The sequence below is a fragment of the Paenibacillus sinopodophylli genome (assembly GCF_005930355.1).
Classification (GTDB): Bacteria; Bacillota; Bacilli; order Paenibacillales; family Paenibacillaceae; genus Pristimantibacillus; species Pristimantibacillus sinopodophylli.
This window is the reverse complement of sequence record NZ_VDBO01000001.1, coordinates 213,904-230,873: the sequence shown is the minus strand read 5'-3', so window position 1 is coordinate 230,873 and position 16,970 is coordinate 213,904. Positions and strand designations below refer to the sequence as shown.

The following is a 16,970-nucleotide window of genomic DNA, read 5'->3' as shown; positions in this document are numbered from 1 at the left end:
CTTATTTCAGTACATTTTCTCCGAACCATTTGACCGAAAGCTTCTCATAAGTACCATCCGCCTGCACACTTTTCAGCGCCTCGTTGAAAGCCACAATCACAGTTCCGTCTCCGCCCTTAACAAGTGGCAGCGCAACAAGCTCCTCTGTGTCCGCCTCGTCTGCTGCTCTCAGATTCAAATCAGTACGACTCTTCTTGAGTTCAAGAAAATACAAATTGTTAAAGATGATAGCGTCCACTCGCTTATTTTTTAGAAGCTCTAAACTTTCGCCCTCCGGAACAAGCACAGCCCCATAGGATTCAGCCAATTTACCGTAAATACTCGTATTAGAGCCGTATACTTTTTTACCCTTCAAGTCCTCAAAGCTGTTGATGTCCTTAGTCTCGTCCAGTACGATCAGCGTCGGATAGGAGACCAAATATGGATCGGTAAAATCATATTTCTCTTTGCGTTCATCCGTTACTCCGATTTGGTGGATGGTGTCGAAGCGCCCTGCGTCTAGACCAGCGAGCATCCCATCCCACTCCGCTTCCTTGAACGATGGCTTCACACCCTCTACACGATTCCATACTTCCGTAAGAAGTTCGATATCAAACCCTGTCAGCGGACGATCATTGCTTTCCTCATGAAAGGCATATGGCGGATAAGTACCGGTAGTAGCAATGACGAACTCGCCTTTCTCTTTCAGCTCATCCAGCGAAGTCTGTGCAGCAGCCGGTGAATGGGTTGCAGACGAGCCTCCTGCTTCGTTCGAATTATTGTTCGAGCATCCCGACACGATTAACATTAGAATCAATACGGTAATCAAAGTTATTTTTTTTGTTTTCAACATTTCAATCGCTCCTTGGCTATTTAATCTTGCGCGGCCTCTCGCATGACCACATCATATTACATAGTTATTCTATCTGTATAGTCGGTTTTAGAAGAATACCAATCTTCTCGTATTAGTTCACAATACAGTTATATCTCGTAGCAGCGAATCTCATAAATAGATGCTTCCGCTCCCCCATTAGTCGCATGAATAACGACTCGGATTCGCGCTGTCAGCACCTTTTCGGACAGTTTATGGGAGACATGTCGCTGATAATTATCCGTTATGTTCATGACAACCTTCCAACCTTCACCATCCCACGCTTCGATACTGTAATCTCGTGGACAGTCGGGCTCGCGGAAAAAGGCGGGATAGCGATTAAGATCCTGCAGCAAATGACCTGGAAAAGTGAATTCAACAGTCCCTATCTGCTGCGGTTTGCTCCATTGCAGCTCAAGTGACTGCGGCAAGCACTCCACTCTCGCTGAACGCCACAAGTTAGTCGCCCGATGCGGCCTCGACGCGCCGCTGATCGTCCTTGCTGCTCCGAACACCGCTTGAGGCGGAAAGACACTCAAGCTCATCGTTCTCCCATCCTCATGGCTGCGCAGTCGGCCAGGGTCCAATTCACTTGCTGATGGCAGCGCCTGATACAGACTTGCTGCGCGATGCCAAGATAGTTCCTCTGCCCCGAATAGGTCAAGACGGATATATCCATCAGTCGGAAAGGCATCATTGAAGAACTCTTCCGTTAGTAACTCCCATTCCACCCAGCCAATATAGGCAGCGGGAACTTCCAGCCGAGCAGACGCTAGAGGACCCGCCACATGAGTAGAACCTGTCTCGTCCACTGCCCTATTCATACTTCCGTTCACCGTATAATCCCATATATGCTCCGAACGATGTAATTCCGCCTGGAACGACTGTATCTGATCCGAGGAATTAGATATCCACATCTTAATCCGCTCTAACGGAACACTCACTGGTACCCATTGGCTGCGTCTGATCATTAACGAGTCAGCTTCATCACTTGGCTCCACAGCTTGCAAAAGATCTTCACTGCTAGCGGTAGCCTCAGCTATACGTGCGAGATCTAACGGATCAGTGTTTATCACATTCGGCAGAAAGCAGCCCCTGCGCAGAAGCGTTTGCTGCACGTCGGTAATCGCTAAATCAGGCATATCTGGAATAGCTATTCCCTTCCACAGCGCGATAGCTGCTGTCGTACCTGCTGCTTGTCCCATGATTGCGGTCGTCGACATGACGCGAACAGTACCAAGCGCAGCATGCGTTACACTGACGTTGCGGCCTGCCATCATCAGATTGTCGATGTCCTTCGCAATCAGAATACGCAGCGGAATGCCATAAGGACTAATAAACTCTCCTGCTCCAGGCAGCTCGCTCGTCGATGCAAGCAGCCCGCCTGGGATATGCAAATCCAAGTACCAACCCCCGAAGGCAACTTCATCTGAGAATTGTTTTCCCTGCTGCACATCGTTTTCGGTCATGAGATAACGTCCGATAATGCGACGGCTTTCCCTTTTGCCTGGCACTTGACCGATCCAGTCAAGTGCATAATTCTCTGCTTTGTCTCGCGTCAGGGGGTCCTTATTCTTAATCCAATCCCACACACCAAGAACATGACGTGTAAGCTCATGTCGAATAGTCTCCGCGTCATGAATGGTATGCCAGGGCGTCCCAAGCTCGAACCACCAATAGCCTGCCCGAATATCATAAGGCTTTCGATTATGCTCATAGAAAAAGGCCGGATCGTCATAGGAAACAGCCCAAGCGGGAGCACGATAAGGAGCCGGCAGACCAGTATCCCTCGCTCGAAAATGGATAGAACTCCCCATCGTATCGTTGCTTGCCGTCTCCGGTGCATGCGACTCGCCGAATTCATCGCGCCCCTCAGAGCCCATCCGCCATTCGTTACCCGCTAGTGCCGCAATCATGCCATCACCGGTACAGTCGATAAAGACCCTGCCTTTAATACACAGATCTGTCTCAGCACCAAGCATATGCCCAGTTACAGCTGTGATCTGCCTCTCATCATCCTTGTGCACTTGCTGAACGGTTGTGTTCAAATAAACAGTCAAATTTTCGGTCTGTACAGCCAAGTTATACAATGTCATATCCCAAACGCTGTTTATCCAGCCATTGTTGTGAAACTGCTCATGATTATTCGCTCGATCATCGCAAGTAAGCTCGGTAAGGATACCTGTTTCGCGTGCATACGCATGGAATCGACCCGCCCCATGTGGTGTAACGCGAATTTCTGACGAGCTGTTGCCGCCAAGCACAGGGCGATCCTGCAGCAGCACAGTTGTGGCCCCCTCTCGCGCCGCTGCTACTGCTGCGCTAAGGCCAGCCAACCCGCCTCCAATTACGACAACATCATAAGACTCCCATTTACTGCTCATCTTTTTTCTCCAATCCCAGCATTCATTGTTCCAACATATTGAGCTGCCCTTCGATAGACAGCTTCTGCCACTTCAACCGTTTGAATGGCAGAAGCTATCCCGCCGACTGGCTTCCTGCCAGCACGAATATCGTCAAAGAAACCGGCGTTCTCCTCATAAAAGCCATTTATGATATAAGCCTCATCGCTACCTGCAACAGCTTCACCCTTCCAATTAGCTGTACACTCATTGTTCGACCACAGTTCTAAACTTCCAGGCGAATCATGCGATGTCCAGAAAGGAAGCTTCATTCGCAATGAAACACCTTCTCCAGAAATCTGCGCACGCTCATATACCGCCCCAGCTGCCGGATAATAGTTCAGGCTGAACGTTACCCCAGACAAAAATTCACCTTCAAGTGCAACGTTGGTCACGTCTGCTCCAAGATGGGGAAGTCTCTTATACTGCATACGAACTTCTCTGTAATCGGAGCCCGTCAACTCACGCAGCGCATCTATACCGTGAATGATCGTCACCGAAGCATCCTCATCGTCTGTCCGCCCAACTCTGCTAATGTCGTAAGCAATATGATGAATCTTGCCATCAGCACTCCATTCATTCAATTGGCCTCGTGCCTGTATGACGAGCGGCATGTACCGCCTATTGAACGCTACCCGATTAGGAAGCTCGCTCCCGTCAGGCTGCTGTGCAGCATCAGCAATTCGTTCCGCTTCATCCTTCGACACACCTGGCGGCTTCTCCAGCAGCAAGGGATATCCCTGCTCAAGGATAGAAATCGCCAGCAATGCGATATGCGGGGCTGGCACCAATAGGCATACAACGTCAGGGCGCTCACTCGCCAGCGCTTCGTCTACTCGGGAATACGTGCGAGCAAACCCGAATTCCTTTGCGAACGCGCCAGCCTTGTTCAGATCGGTATCTACACAGGCGGCAAGCTCCGTGTCCGTACGCTCCGCAGCATACCGCCGGTAGGCTGGTCCATGCCCGCGCCAAGCAATACTGCCGCAGCCGACAACACAAATTTTAAATGGCATTTTCTCCCCACTCCTTCGCTAATCGCTCTGCCTGTTTTAGGGCATCAAGCTCCCTAGGCAAATGAATGTCATAGGGCTCCCATTGGAACCATTCCCCGCTCAAATAGCCTGCAAATCCGATTCCTTGCAAGGAATGAATAACTTCCGCGTGAACGATATCACCGCTCCCGATGGCTCGATAGTGTGGATGCCCGTTCTCGCGCTTCGAGCCAGCAACTCCGTCGTGCACATGCACATGCTTAATCCACGGCCCGATTAACTGCACCACTTCTGCTGGAGACGCACCACCCTCATGTTGCGTATGCAGCACATCCCATAACACACCAAGATTCGATTGTGCTGTACGTCGCAGCAGCTCTGCAAGTGTTTGCGGCGCGGACCAGTCATCATGCGTTTCGAGAAGCAGCACAACTCCGCCCACTTCAGCAAGCGGCGCAAGTCGGTCAAGTGCGGTGACTACTCTGCTCATTGCAACCTCTCGTGAGTCTTCTTCCACAATTCGCCCGCAGAACAATCGTACAAATGGGATACCTACATCACTAGCAAGCGTAATTGCCTCAGCTGCAGCAGCGATTTGCTGTTCGGCATCCACAGCCGTTGTAAATCGCGAGGAGATGCCCAGGGCTGTCAATACGATGCCACTTTCAGCCGCTTCGTGCTTAAATGCTGCGCGCATTTCTCCACTGACTGTCACTTCAATGCCATGCGAATGACCCGCGCCACTGCGAATTTCTAAACCTCCATAACCATATTTTCGTGCCACAGCCAGCAGCTCCGTCAGATTTAGCTGCGGAGCAGAAGCGGTGTTAAATGCGTATTTCATACCATTGCCTCCTCTTTGTGCGCTTTAAGAAACCGACTTTCGCCAGTCTGCTCATGCCATTGCGAGCCTTCTTATTACGCCATATTCATTGTAAATAGAAGGATCATACACATTTTGCGCATAGTGAAATCACCGGTACTGAGCAGCATATCGCCACTATAACCACCGATGTATCCTTTCACTATTCATCAATTAAACCTGCCGTGAACGCTTGCGGAATGCTTGTGGTGATAGCCCCATCTTCTTCTTGAATGTCTTACAGAAATACGCACTGCTATTGAAACCTGTCTGCATGCCGATTTGTACGACAGGGCGGTCGGTTACCGTCAGCAGCAAGCAGGACTCCCGAAGCCTCCGGGCAATAATGTATTGGCTGAGCGTACAGCCCGTTTCCTCACTGAATAGATGAGAAGCGTAAAAAGGCGAGACATGCAGGCTTTCCGCCAGCTTCTCCAATGAAAATTCCTCTTGATAATGCTCCTCTATCCAGCTCATCATATGTTCAATATGCCGACCCTCGCGTTTGTCAACAACCTCAGCCTGTTCGTACTTGGAAGCTTTTTCGTACATTTTGCGCAGCGCTCGCATGAAGTCGATCAGAAACAGAAGCAGCTCCTCCTGACGCTCATGTTTAGGCACGCCTGACAGCCGCTGCTCGAATTGTTCGGACAGCGCATCAAAGTACAATATCTCCTCCTCCGTCAACGAGAACAATTGGCGCTCCAGCTTCCCTTTCCATATTCGTTGAAAAAACGCATGTAAGGTCGGGAACAACGCAGCATAACGATCGAACAAATAGGGATCGAATACGATTGGTGTACGCACATAAGGCGGCTTCATCTTAAAGTGGTGAAGCTGGAAGGGCTGAATGAAAACAAGCGTGCCGGGACCTACAGCATGTACCTTCTGATCCAAAATAAGCTGACCGTGTCCTTCGAGTACAAGCACGATCTCAATGCCTTGGTGAGCGTTAACGATTTCCAAGTGACCCTCTCGCGTTTCAAGCCTATTAAAAAACAGGAAATTCTGCTCGACTAGCTCCGGTACCGGATTAACAAGGCGACTCATTGCGAGTCAGCTCCTTATACAGCCAATCAAAGGAATGGATGCCGCTAATTTCATGTCCGCCTTCGAATACGTCCACTACAAATCTTTCCTTCGCGCCAAGCTTTTCATAATACCTTTCCAATCCTTCAGATGCTTTGATCGCCCCTTCCACCGGAAAGAGATAATCCTTGCGCCCGACCTCCAGATAGAGAGAGCGAGGAGCAATCAACCCAATCAAGTCCGGCATATCTCCTAACTCAACAATTCCTGGAATGTAATCACACAAGCAATGCTGACGGGAGAAAAAGTAGCTGTCTTCATAGGTGTTCGAATAACCGCTAAGCACGACCGCTGTAATCCTCTCATCCAACGCTCCTGCCAAATATGCGACAAAAGCTCCGCCAGACAAGCCCATAACGCCGATGCTGCCACTCCGAATCTCCGGCCTCGCTAGCGCATAATCCGTAGCTATCAATGTTTCCAGAGTACGAACACCGGCAAGCGTTTCTCCGAGATGAATCAAGTAAGAAGATAACTTATAGCAGGAGGAGTTTCCCTTATCCTTAGGGGATTTATCCAATTGACTGTCCTCTATCAGCCTCCTATCCCCAAAGCCGAGCAATTCCGGCACGATCACAGCCAAGCCACGCTTTACCAGTGACAATGCGAAATGCTTGTGAATCCCTGTACCTTCCGGCTCGACCTGTCCTTCCGGAGTAAGACCAACCAGCTCTCGGCTGCCATAACCGTGGCCGTGCAGCGCCAACACCGCTGGTACTGGATTATCGGCAGTCGATGTTTTGGGAAGCAGTACATAGGTCGGCATTCGCAGCCCGTCACGAGTCTCAATCTCAATTTGTTCTCTCACGTAGTCTCCGCAATCAATCCTATTGATCTGAGACGAAGAAGGCAGACCAAATTCAGATTCCTTGCTGGGTTGTGAACGAATGCGAGAAGACGGAATGCGAACAATTTGTGCCAGTCTTTCTCTGCGACGCTGCCTTTCAGAATCGTCGAAGACATCCAGTAACTTTCGCGCCTGCTCCAGCTTATTTTTGTACAACGTATCAATAAATGAATTCGGTGAGCCGTTACTCATCCAATCGCCTCTCTCATCATAAATTCATGTTCTAATGGAATACGTTAACCTATTAATTGTACTTAATTGTGCTAATGACAGCATCAATGAACATCGATCCAAATCATATTGCTGATCTACTATTCGGAATTAATTATGGATAACAGCAGGATTGTCGCTGCTTTTCTGCTATCATAGTATGAGTTATCCCAGTTGTAAAGTTGGATATCAAATGACAGCAATATAGTTATATCTATAAACAAACTAGAACAATGTTCGCAACATAATCCAACTTTTACTCAACACTTTATCTCTTTGATCGATTATGCTTGTATGCAGAAGGGAGTGTTTCCGAATGAATCGTAATTTTCCTTGGACTATAGCCAGCGCGGGGCGAGCGTTTCGAGATGGCAGCTTGACCCCTTCTTCATTGCTGAACTTACATCTACAGCAAATTGAATATGACGATACGAGCTATCGTACATTTATTACTATTATGAAGGAAGAAGCACTGATGCAAGCGCGGCAGTCCGAGCAGGAACTGAAGAGCGGACTAGATCGCGGACCACTGCACGGCATATCCCTATCAGTCAAAGATATGATTGCCTACGCAGGTATCCCCATGACGAACGGATCAGGACGCACGCCCCCTTACATACCGAGTACACATGCTTATATCGTGCAGCAGCTTCTCGAAGCAGGTGCTATTATAATAGGGAAATCTCATCTGCAAGAATTTGCCTATGGCAAGCATCACCCCGAATATGGTTCGGTACTCAATCCCTATCATTCAAGTCGATTGCCTGGCGGCTCCAGTTCAGGCTCTGCCGCTGGCGTTGCTGCCCAATTCGCTCTCGGCTCTATCGGTACCGATTCTGCAGGGTCAATCCGGGTTCCATCCAGTTTTTGCGGGGTCGTTGGATTCAAACCTAGCATTAATCGCCTCAGCTTGGCAGGAGTGACTCCGCTTGCTCCTTCGCTGGATCATGCGGGCATCATCACTAACAGCTGCGAGGATGCTTCGCTCCTATTCGGCGAATTAGATTTGGCAACTTCGGCAACCTACAAAACCCAAAAAGAGTCTGACCATAAATCGCTTCAGCAGCATGCTAACACGCTTCCGAGGGTTGGCGTTCCCCTCGCTTATTTGAAATCGATGACTGAACCGGAAATTTGCGAAGCTGTATTGAAAGTCGTCCATACCCTTGAGAAACACGGCGCTATCACCCAATGGCTTCATGACGAACTGCCCATTCAACAAATCAAAGATCAGACATGGGCAATCCTCCATTATGAAGCTTTCTCCACACACAGCAATCTCTTGCTGGATTGGGCGAGTGGCTATAGCGATCCGTTACAGAACAACCTTCGGATCGGACAAGCTATCGCTGAAACAGATTACAAACAATGCCTAACCTGGCGTGATGCATCATACAGCTTGATTGAACAGCTTTTTGGTGAGATCGATGTACTTATTACGCCTACTTGCCCCGTCACGGCCGGACCCATTCATGACGTTAAGCCCAATCGCCCCGCTAATGGGGAATTCACGCCTCTAGCTAATCTTTGGGGACTTCCTGCACTCTCTCTTCCTATTGGTTTGTCACATGATGGTATGCCAATCGGCTTGCAAATAACCGGCTTGCAAGGAGCGGATTGGAAAGTGCTGGCTGCCGGCGTCTTCATTGAACAAATACTCGATAGGGAGAAGCTATGGCTGCTTCCTTAACTCTTCACCTTTTTCAATATTTGCTGACGATGTGCATCGTCCTCGTTTCTTTTCACTTCCATCTGCATAATGCGACTAATAAAGCAAATAACCACATCCAGTGGACGTGGTTATTTGCTTTATGACTTGCTATTCTAATATGCCTGTCGAGAAGCTTACATTCCATTAGCTTCGTTCAATCCGTTACCCTCGATAATTGTCCTGCCAACGCAGCCATTTCCTCTCAAGTAACCGTACAACCGAATCCGCCAGCTTGCCAACGGCAGCAAATATGAAAATACCGACAAACACAGCACCAGTTCGTACATAAGAACGCGCATCTTGGATCAGAAAACCAACTCCGCTATCGGCTCCCATAAGCTCTGCTACTACTAGACATAGCCATGCTACGCTAAGTGAAAGTCGCAGTCCTAATAGTATATTGGGCAGAGCCCCAGGCAGCATCAGCTTGGTTATCTGCTTGAAGCGACTGAACTCAAGCACTCGCGCCACATCATACAGCTTCTTATCCACATTTCGAACGCCAAGAAATGTGTTCAAATAAAGTGGAAAGAACGCTCCCATCGCAATGAGCAGTACCTTGGACAGCTCGCCAAAGCCAAACCATAATATAAATAACGGTGTGATGGCCAGCAGCGGCACTGTACGCAGCATTTGCACGGTTGGATCGACGAACTCCTCCACCTTCACGTACATCCCGACTAACAGGCCAATAAGAAGTCCCAATGAACCTCCCAGTAAAAACCCAAGTGCGGCGCGCACGATGCTGATTCGGATATGATAGTATAGCTCTCCTGACAAGAGCATGCTGTAAAAATCTCCAAAAATTGAGCTAGGCGCCGGAAACAACTTAGGGTCAGCTGCACCTGTGAAGGAAGCCAACTGCCACAATAGCAGTACAGTGACCGGAATAATGGCCCCTTTCCACCATTTTTTTGATATCTTCATAATGTCTCCTCGTCTGCTCACCATGCGGATCTCTTCTGGACAACATCAAATTGTCCAGCTTTCATCCGTTTCCCCTGGCTGCTCCAGTGCTCTCAGCACAAGGCTGCGTAATTCTTGAAACCCTGCTCCGTACCGCGTTCGAGGATACGGCAGATCATTCACGATTGTTTGTTTCACCCGTCCCGGCCTAGCATCCATGACAACAATTTTCTCCGATAAAAAAACGGCCTCGTCCAAATCATGCGTGACAAGCATCATCGTCGTTCTATTCGTTCGCCAAATATCCAGAAGCGCCTCCTGCATATGCGTACGTGTGAATGCATCCAATGCGCCGAACGGTTCATCCAGCAGCAGTACCTGCGGGCTGCGCATAAGTGCACGAGCAATCGCCACCCGCTGGGACATACCACCCGACAACTGCTTGGGGTATGCTTTCTCATATCCGTCAAGCCGCACTAACGCGATCATTTCATCTACCTTCTGACGCACCTCGCTGCTGCGAAGTGACAGATCCGCTGCAATATTCTGCTCAACGGTTAACCATGGAAATAGTCGATGCTCTTGAAAAATAAATCCTTTATCGCGGCTCGGATCACTAACTTCTTGGTCATTTATGAAGACGGAGCCTGTATAATCTTGATCTAATCCGGCTACAATTTTGAGCAAGGTGCTTTTGCCGCAGCCGCTGGGTCCAATGATCGTAACAAACTGCCCAGGACTGATATTCAAATCGATATCGGCTAGCACATGATTCGTTTCAGCTCCCACAAAGCTTTTGTTTACGGATAACAACTCCAGCTTTCCTGTAGTACTCATCCTTCTGCTCCATTCGCGACCTTTTCGTACCTGCTCGCAGGACGGGAAAGTCCCAGATGATCTCGCAGCGTATGACCCTTATACTCCGTCCGGAATAAGCCGCGCTGCTGCAAAATTGGAATAACCTTGTCCACAAAATCATTCAATCCACCTGGCATATATGGCGGCATAATATTAAAGCCATCTGCAGCCTCTTCACGCAGCCATAGCTCCATCAAGTCAGCGATTTGTTCAGCTGTACCAATGACCGTTAAGTGGCCGCGTGCCGATGCAAACCGCAAATATACTTCACGTACGGTTAGGCCTTCCCTGCGTGCTGTCTCCATCACCAACTGGAAACGGCTGCGCGTACCCTGTGCATCCTGTAGTTCAGGGAACAGCTCATCATCCGCATAGCCCGACAAATCGATATTATCAAATACGCCTCCTAATAGTGCAGTACCAATATGGCGGTTAACCAGATCCTGCAGCTGCTGGTAATTCGCCTCTGCTTCCTCGATGGTGTCTGCAATGATCGGGAATAGACCTGGCATAATTTTAATATCATCAGCTGATCGTCCTTGAGACTCGGCTTTTTGTTTGACTTGCGAATAATAATGCTTCGCTTTTTCGAGATCATTCTGCACCGTAAATACGATATCGGCATTCTTTGAAGCAAACTGTTGGCCAGTTTCAGATGATCCTGCTTGTATGAGGACAGGGCGCCCTTGTACAGGACGAGCAACGTTCAGCGGTCCCCGTACGGAGAAGAATGGACCTTTATGATTAAGAACATGAACCTTATCTGCATCGAAATATTGACCGGTTTCCTTGTTAGCGCCTACGGCATCCTCATCCCAGCTATCCCATAATCCCTTGACTACTTGGACAAACTCGTCTGCTCGGTCATATCGCAATTCATGATCCAGAATTTTCTCTTGCCCAAAGTTGAAAGCTTCATCATTAAGCGCCGATGTCACAACATTCCATGCAGCACGTCCGTTGCTAATATGATCTAGCGAGGCGAATTTGCGAGCTGCGTGGAAAGGTTCGTTAAACGTAGTGGACATCGTTGCTGCCAGTCCAATATGTTCCGTAACTGCAGCCAAGTTGGAAAGCAGCGTCAATGGCTCTAGTTTACCATAACGATCAGTTAACGCCGATTTGAATGGAAGCGGGACAGCCAGATCATCGGCTAGGAAGATCAGATCAAACTTCCCCCGCTCCGCATCTTTGGCAAGCTGTTGATAATATTTCACATTATGGCTTTGTCCCGTTGCTGATTCCGGATGACGCCAAGCGGCAGCGTGATGACCTGTACTTTGGATAAACAATCCGAGCTTCAACTGTTTGTCTTTCGCACTCATTTGGTCACCTCTTCCTGCATACTGCGAGTTTCGCCTGCCGCGAATTGGCTGTTCGGCCGTTTAAGTCCAAGATGCTCTCTTAATGTGTTACCTGTATACTCCGTGCGAAACAACCCTCTACGCTGGAGCACCGGAATAACTTGATCTACAAACTCGGCCATCCCGCCTGGCAATAACGGCGGCATAATGTTGAAGCCATCACAAGCGCCGCTGCGGAACCAGTCCTCCATCACATCAGCAATTTGTTCAGGAGTACCTGTCACTTTCATATGGCCTCTCGCAACGGCGTAATGCATACCAAGCTCACGAACGGTCTGTTTCGTCTTACGCGCCATTTCTACAATAAGCTTCGCCCGGCTTGTGTTGCCTTCAAGCTCAATCTCCGGCAGTTCCTCGTCAAGCGAGCAGCCCGATAGATCCGTATTCAGCATCCTCGACAAATATGTGACACCTGCAGTCGGCATGATTAGATCATAGAATTGCTCTTCATTCGCTTTCGCTTCCGCTTCCGTGGCACCAACGAAAAACATAAGCCCAGGCATAATTTTAACGTCGCCTGCTTCCCTACCGAACTCAGGCAGCAACCCCTTCACATGCTTATAGAAGCTGATTGCTTCTTCCTTATCCTCACATGCCGTGAAGACGACATCTGCTCCGCTTGCCGCAAACCTCGACCCAGCTGGCGATGTACCCGCTTGAATAATGACGGGACGCCCTTGCGGGGACCGCGGTATATTAAGCGGCCCCAGCACAGAGAATGCTTTACCGCTGTGCGAAAGCAGATGTACCTTCTCCTTATCAGCAAATATACCGTCTTGCTTATCCCACATTAGCGCATCATCTTCCCAGCTATCCCAAAGAGCATTCGCAACGTCCAAGAACTCCTTTGCTCTCTCATACCGCAATCCATGTTCCGGAAGCTTCTCCATGCTGTAGTTGAGCGCATCGCCCTCTTTAGTCGATGTAACGACGTTCCATGCAGCGCGTCCCTTACTCAGATGATCGAGTGTCGAGAAACGTCTGGCAACATTATACGGATCATTGAAAGTCGTAGATACGGTAGCAGCCAGTCCTATTTTCGTCGTCATCGCTGCAAATGCACCAAGAACCGCTGTTGATTCTGGGTATACGAAGCGAGCGCTTGATTCCGCATCACTCAGTGGTATAGAGCCAGAATCAGCTAGGAAAAGCATATCCAGCTTACCGCGCTCCGCACTTGCAGCAACCTCCCGATAGTAATCCAAGCTGATCACTTCATTCGTATCCGTATCCGGATGACGCCATGCTGCAAAGTGATGACCGAACGTGAACACAAAGGCTCCAAGATTCATTTGCTCATTCAACTGCTTCATTTCGTTACACTTCCATCCATTATTATTTATTCGATTCTGCCTTCAAATCCTCCAACGTTTTTTCAAGATAAGAATTATCAATGACGGTTGATACATCAATCTTTTGCTTGATTTCACCAAGCTCGAACATGAAATCAGCAGTTTGCTGCTGGAATTTAGTCGCTTCCTCTGATACCGGAAGATTGGTCGGCACAGAGCTAGGGTTCGCCATCGAAGCACGAATCGTATCTTCACTTACATTTTTGATTTTGGCGTTAAGAGCAACGGCTTCATCCAAATTCGCCATCTGCCAATCAATCGCTTTCTGGTAAGCTTTCAAGAAAGCTTCTACCAGCTCAGGGTATTTCTCTGCGAATTCAGTACGAGCAATGACATAGCCCGGTGTGAAAATACCAAGCGTGCTCGCTTCTGCGATAATTCTTGATTCACCTGAGCTTGTTTGCTGACTGCGGTACGGTTCGAAAATAACCCATGCATCAACCTGGCCACCTTGATAAGCAGCTTGCGCGTCTCCCGGTTGAAGGTTAACAAGCTTAACCTCGTCCGGCGAAATACCTTCTTTTTTCAGCGCATGCTGCAGCAAGCCCCATGAGCTGCTTCCTTTGGCAACCGCAATTGTCTTGCCTTTCAAGTCTTGAATGGATTTAATGCTGCTTGCTTCTGGCACAAGAATAGCATCTGGTGCACCACTGCTTCCTTCTGCAAGTGACTTGAACGAAATACCAGCCGCTTGTGCTGTAATCGTGCCGATATAACCTGTACGAACGATGTCCAGACGTCCAGCAGCCAGCGATTCGTTATATTGCGATGCGCTTGCCAGTGTTTGGAATTCTACAGTTGCGCCGTACTTCCCAATTTCTTCAGCGAACCAACCTTTTTCTTTTGCAATAATCATTGGACCAACTTGGCTTCCTTCTAGATTAACAACTACACCTTTATATTTTTCAGGATCTGGCTGTGCAGGCTGCTCAGATTCAGCGGGAGTTTCAGTTGCTGCTGCAGGCGTATCAGTAGCAGACTTATTGCCTGATGCTGCTTCTTGTTTGTTTCCGCATGCACTCAATACCAGTACAAAAACTGCAATTAATAAAACACTCCATATTGTGGATCTTTTGTTCTTCATTAATAATTCCTCCTGAACAGTGTGCTTGGTGTCACCTGTTATATGATTGGTTATCCTTCAACTTTCATTTCACTCACCATAACAATCGCTCTCGGAAGCAAGACCACCTATGAACGTTGATTTCGTTCAGCCAAATAGGCGATATACGCTTCTGCTAATCTTGCAACGCCTAACTCCAGCGACTCCGATTCACAATAGCTAAACGATAATCGTGCTTCGTGCTTGCCTTCATCAGGCGTCAAATAAAACTGTCTGCCGTCAATAAAACTTACACCGCGCTCAGCAGCGAATTTGACGAGTTCACTTGTATCTACTTCTTCTTTGAAACGCAGCCAGACGAAGAAGCCTCCCTGGGGAATGGTATATTCCACCGCATCTCCAAAATAATTGTCCAGTGATGCAAGCATGCAGTCACGCTGTTTACGGTAGCGCTCGACCAGCTGCTTAATATGCTCGGCAAGCGAATAGCTTCGCAGTAAATTGGCAACGATTTGCTGAGTGAAGACGCTGGCACGGCTGCCGTGGAAGAAAGAACCGAGCTTACTTATTGCCTCAGCAGATGCTATTGCCCAGCCCACTCGAATGCCCGGTGCAATTGTCTTCGAGAAGGTTCCTAGATAAATCGTTCTTTGCGGAGCAAACGTGTAGACGGCCGGCAAATACTCCTCCTCGAAATTCAGCTCCGAATAAGCGTCATCCTCAAGAATAAAGAAGTTATACGTTTGTGCCAGCTCCGCGAGCCGCTTACGACGGTCAACGGATAAGCTGACCCCGCCTGGATTATGATAATTCGGAATGCAATAAAGCAGCTTCGGCAATGGCTTGCCTGCATGATCCGCTGCTATAAGCGCTTCCTCTACAAGGTCGACGCGCAAACCTTCAGCATCAATCGGGAAGGCGGTGAGCACCGCTTCACTGGAGCGGAATGTATTCAGTGCGCCGAAGAAGGTTGGAGATTCAACCCAAACATGATCTCCTGGCTCTAATATTGCTCGGCAAGCGAAGTCAATGGCTTGTCCTGATCCGTAAGTGACGAGTACCGTTTCAGGTTTCGTTTCAATTCCTCGCAGTGCTGAGCGCTCGGATATCCACTTTCGAACAACAGCCGGACCATCCGCTCCCGTATACTGCAGTGCTTCATTTCCTTGCGACATAATGGCTTCTGATGCTGCAAGCTGGAGCGCTTCATAAGGAAACGAATCCGATACGGGAGATCCATAGGAAAGTGGAATGACATCCGCTCGACTCGTTGCCTGCGCAGCCCCCATCGGAGCCGTCTGCGGAACTCTGCTTGCATAAACAAAAGGAGTAAGTTTGTCTACCATTACGCTCATTCACAACCTTTCGATAAATACCGCTATATTTGGTTAACAGATACTGTCCTGTACGTAATTTCGTAATTTCCGATAGGATATTAAGTATTTGATAGTTGAAGTATTACACATTGCGAATTAGAATGTATAATATAAAAAAACAATGTTTCCATAACTACAGATTATGAATGGAAAAGGAGCCCGCATATGCGTATTGAACAATTACGATATTTAGTCGAGGTCGCCCAAAGCGGTTCCATTACTTTAGCCGCGGAGAAGCTACATTTATCACAACCCAACATCAGCAACTCCATATCCGCATTAGAGAATGAAATCGGTCTCGCTATTTTCACCCGTACGCGTTCGGGAACTCGTCCGACTCCCGCAGGTCATAATCTCATTCAGATGGCAGAGGATATATTGATGAAATGGGATCAGTTCGCAGAAGCAGCAAGATTGAACAGTGCACTCATTAATGAGCGGCTGGTAATAGGGGCAACATTCGGTGCTTGTACAAGCTTTCTGCCCAAACTACTGACCAACTATTCAGAACGCTACCCTTTTGTAGAACTGCAAATTATGGAGAGTCACCCTGCTGAGATTGAAGAACGGCTGTTCGCAGGCGAATGGGACTTGGGACTAATTGGAACGCCTGAGGAAATGCCATTCAAAAATCTAGTGGCAGAAAACTTTCTGAAATGCCGAATTATGGCTTGTGTAGGAGGCAAATCTCCGCTCGCTGCCAAGAAAAGTTTGACTATGGAAGAGATTAGAGAGCATGCGATTATCGGTACTTCTGAGCATATTAAAGAGGAGCTTCAAAGTTACGGTCCGATTCGAGAAATGTTTCATTCCAAGCACTCTGAGGTATCCAAACGGGTGATTAGCGAGGGACTTGGCATCGGCTTCTATCTGGATATTTCCTTGAAAAATGACCCCTATGTCATGACTGGCAACATAGTCCCCATTCCGCTTCAGGAAGAGCATATCGTTGAGTTCTATTGGCTGCATGCGAAGAAAAAACTGTCACCTTCCTCTGAAGCTTTTCTCAAAGAGTTGAACATGCATATTCCGCAATTCATCCGGCTAAACGCTTGAGTGATTGAGCAGAAACCGCAGTAAATGAA

The 16,970-nt window shown here is 48.4% G+C and carries 14 protein-coding genes; 2 read left to right on the top strand and 12 right to left on the bottom strand.

Features of this window, described 5'->3' with window-relative positions:
* Window position 1: 1 nt before the first annotated feature.
* The 6 genes from FGT79_RS00805 to FGT79_RS00780 form a co-directional block, all read right to left on the bottom strand.
* Complete coding sequence (locus FGT79_RS00805; RefSeq protein ID WP_138750899.1) at window positions 2-832, bottom strand: transporter substrate-binding domain-containing protein; 831 nt, start codon at window positions 830-832, stop codon at window positions 2-4.
* A gap of 128 nt (window positions 833-960) precedes the next feature.
* Window positions 961-3,234: an FAD-dependent oxidoreductase gene (locus FGT79_RS00800; RefSeq protein WP_138750898.1), complete on the bottom strand. Its 2,274-nt coding sequence runs from the start codon at window positions 3,232-3,234 to the stop codon at window positions 961-963.
* Window positions 3,231-4,268 carry a Gfo/Idh/MocA family protein gene (locus tag FGT79_RS00795; protein ID WP_138750897.1) on the bottom strand — a complete coding sequence of 346 codons (1,038 nt, stop codon included), beginning with the start codon at window positions 4,266-4,268 and terminating at the stop codon, window positions 3,231-3,233. Before FGT79_RS00795 ends, FGT79_RS00800 begins: the two co-directional genes overlap by 4 nt.
* Window positions 4,258-5,091 carry a sugar phosphate isomerase/epimerase family protein gene (locus FGT79_RS00790; protein ID WP_138750896.1) on the bottom strand — a complete coding sequence of 278 codons (834 nt, stop codon included), beginning with the start codon at window positions 5,089-5,091 and terminating at the stop codon, window positions 4,258-4,260. The genes FGT79_RS00795 and FGT79_RS00790 overlap by 11 nt, the downstream gene beginning before the upstream one ends.
* A 192-nt stretch (window positions 5,092-5,283) precedes the next feature.
* Window positions 5,284-6,159, bottom strand: a complete 876-nt coding sequence (locus FGT79_RS00785) for an AraC family transcriptional regulator (RefSeq protein WP_138750895.1) — start codon at window positions 6,157-6,159, stop codon at window positions 5,284-5,286.
* Window positions 6,143-7,237, bottom strand: coding sequence for a dienelactone hydrolase family protein (locus FGT79_RS00780; protein WP_138750894.1), 1,095 nt, complete (start codon window positions 7,235-7,237; stop codon window positions 6,143-6,145). Before FGT79_RS00780 ends, FGT79_RS00785 begins: the two co-directional genes overlap by 17 nt.
* A 334-nt stretch (window positions 7,238-7,571) precedes the next feature.
* Between FGT79_RS00780 and FGT79_RS00775 the strand changes: the two genes are divergently transcribed.
* Window positions 7,572-8,945 carry an amidase gene (locus FGT79_RS00775; RefSeq protein WP_171056029.1) on the top strand — a complete coding sequence of 458 codons (1,374 nt, stop codon included), beginning with the start codon at window positions 7,572-7,574 and terminating at the stop codon, window positions 8,943-8,945.
* 183 nt (window positions 8,946-9,128) lie between these two features.
* Here the strand turns inward: FGT79_RS00775 and FGT79_RS00770 are convergent, their stop codons facing one another.
* The 6 genes from FGT79_RS00770 to FGT79_RS00745 form a co-directional block, all read right to left on the bottom strand.
* Entirely contained in the window at window positions 9,129-9,893 is a 765-nt protein-coding gene (locus tag FGT79_RS00770) for an ABC transporter permease (RefSeq protein WP_246096063.1), read from the bottom strand.
* 45 nt (window positions 9,894-9,938) lie between these two features.
* Window positions 9,939-10,709, bottom strand: a complete 771-nt coding sequence (locus FGT79_RS00765; protein ID WP_138750891.1) for an ABC transporter ATP-binding protein — start codon at window positions 10,707-10,709, stop codon at window positions 9,939-9,941.
* Entirely contained in the window at window positions 10,706-12,055 is a 1,350-nt protein-coding gene (locus FGT79_RS00760) for an LLM class flavin-dependent oxidoreductase (RefSeq protein ID WP_138750890.1), read from the bottom strand. Before FGT79_RS00760 ends, FGT79_RS00765 begins: the two co-directional genes overlap by 4 nt.
* On the bottom strand, window positions 12,052-13,407 hold the full coding sequence (locus FGT79_RS00755) for an LLM class flavin-dependent oxidoreductase (protein WP_138750889.1): 1,356 nt from the start codon (window positions 13,405-13,407) through the stop codon (window positions 12,052-12,054). Before FGT79_RS00755 ends, FGT79_RS00760 begins: the two co-directional genes overlap by 4 nt.
* A 22-nt stretch (window positions 13,408-13,429) precedes the next feature.
* Window positions 13,430-14,530 (bottom strand): ABC transporter substrate-binding protein, encoded by a 1,101-nt coding sequence (locus FGT79_RS00750; protein ID WP_138750888.1) that lies wholly within the window; start codon window positions 14,528-14,530, stop codon window positions 13,430-13,432.
* Between the two features lie 107 nt (window positions 14,531-14,637).
* Window positions 14,638-15,864 (bottom strand): aminotransferase-like domain-containing protein, encoded by a 1,227-nt coding sequence (locus tag FGT79_RS00745; RefSeq protein ID WP_246096061.1) that lies wholly within the window; start codon window positions 15,862-15,864, stop codon window positions 14,638-14,640.
* A gap of 186 nt (window positions 15,865-16,050) precedes the next feature.
* Here FGT79_RS00745 and FGT79_RS00740 point away from each other — a divergent pair, with 186 nt between their 5' ends.
* A complete protein-coding gene (locus tag FGT79_RS00740; protein ID WP_138750887.1) occupies window positions 16,051-16,941 on the top strand; it encodes a LysR family transcriptional regulator in 891 nt (296 codons plus the stop codon).
* Window positions 16,942-16,970: the final 29 nt, after the last annotated feature.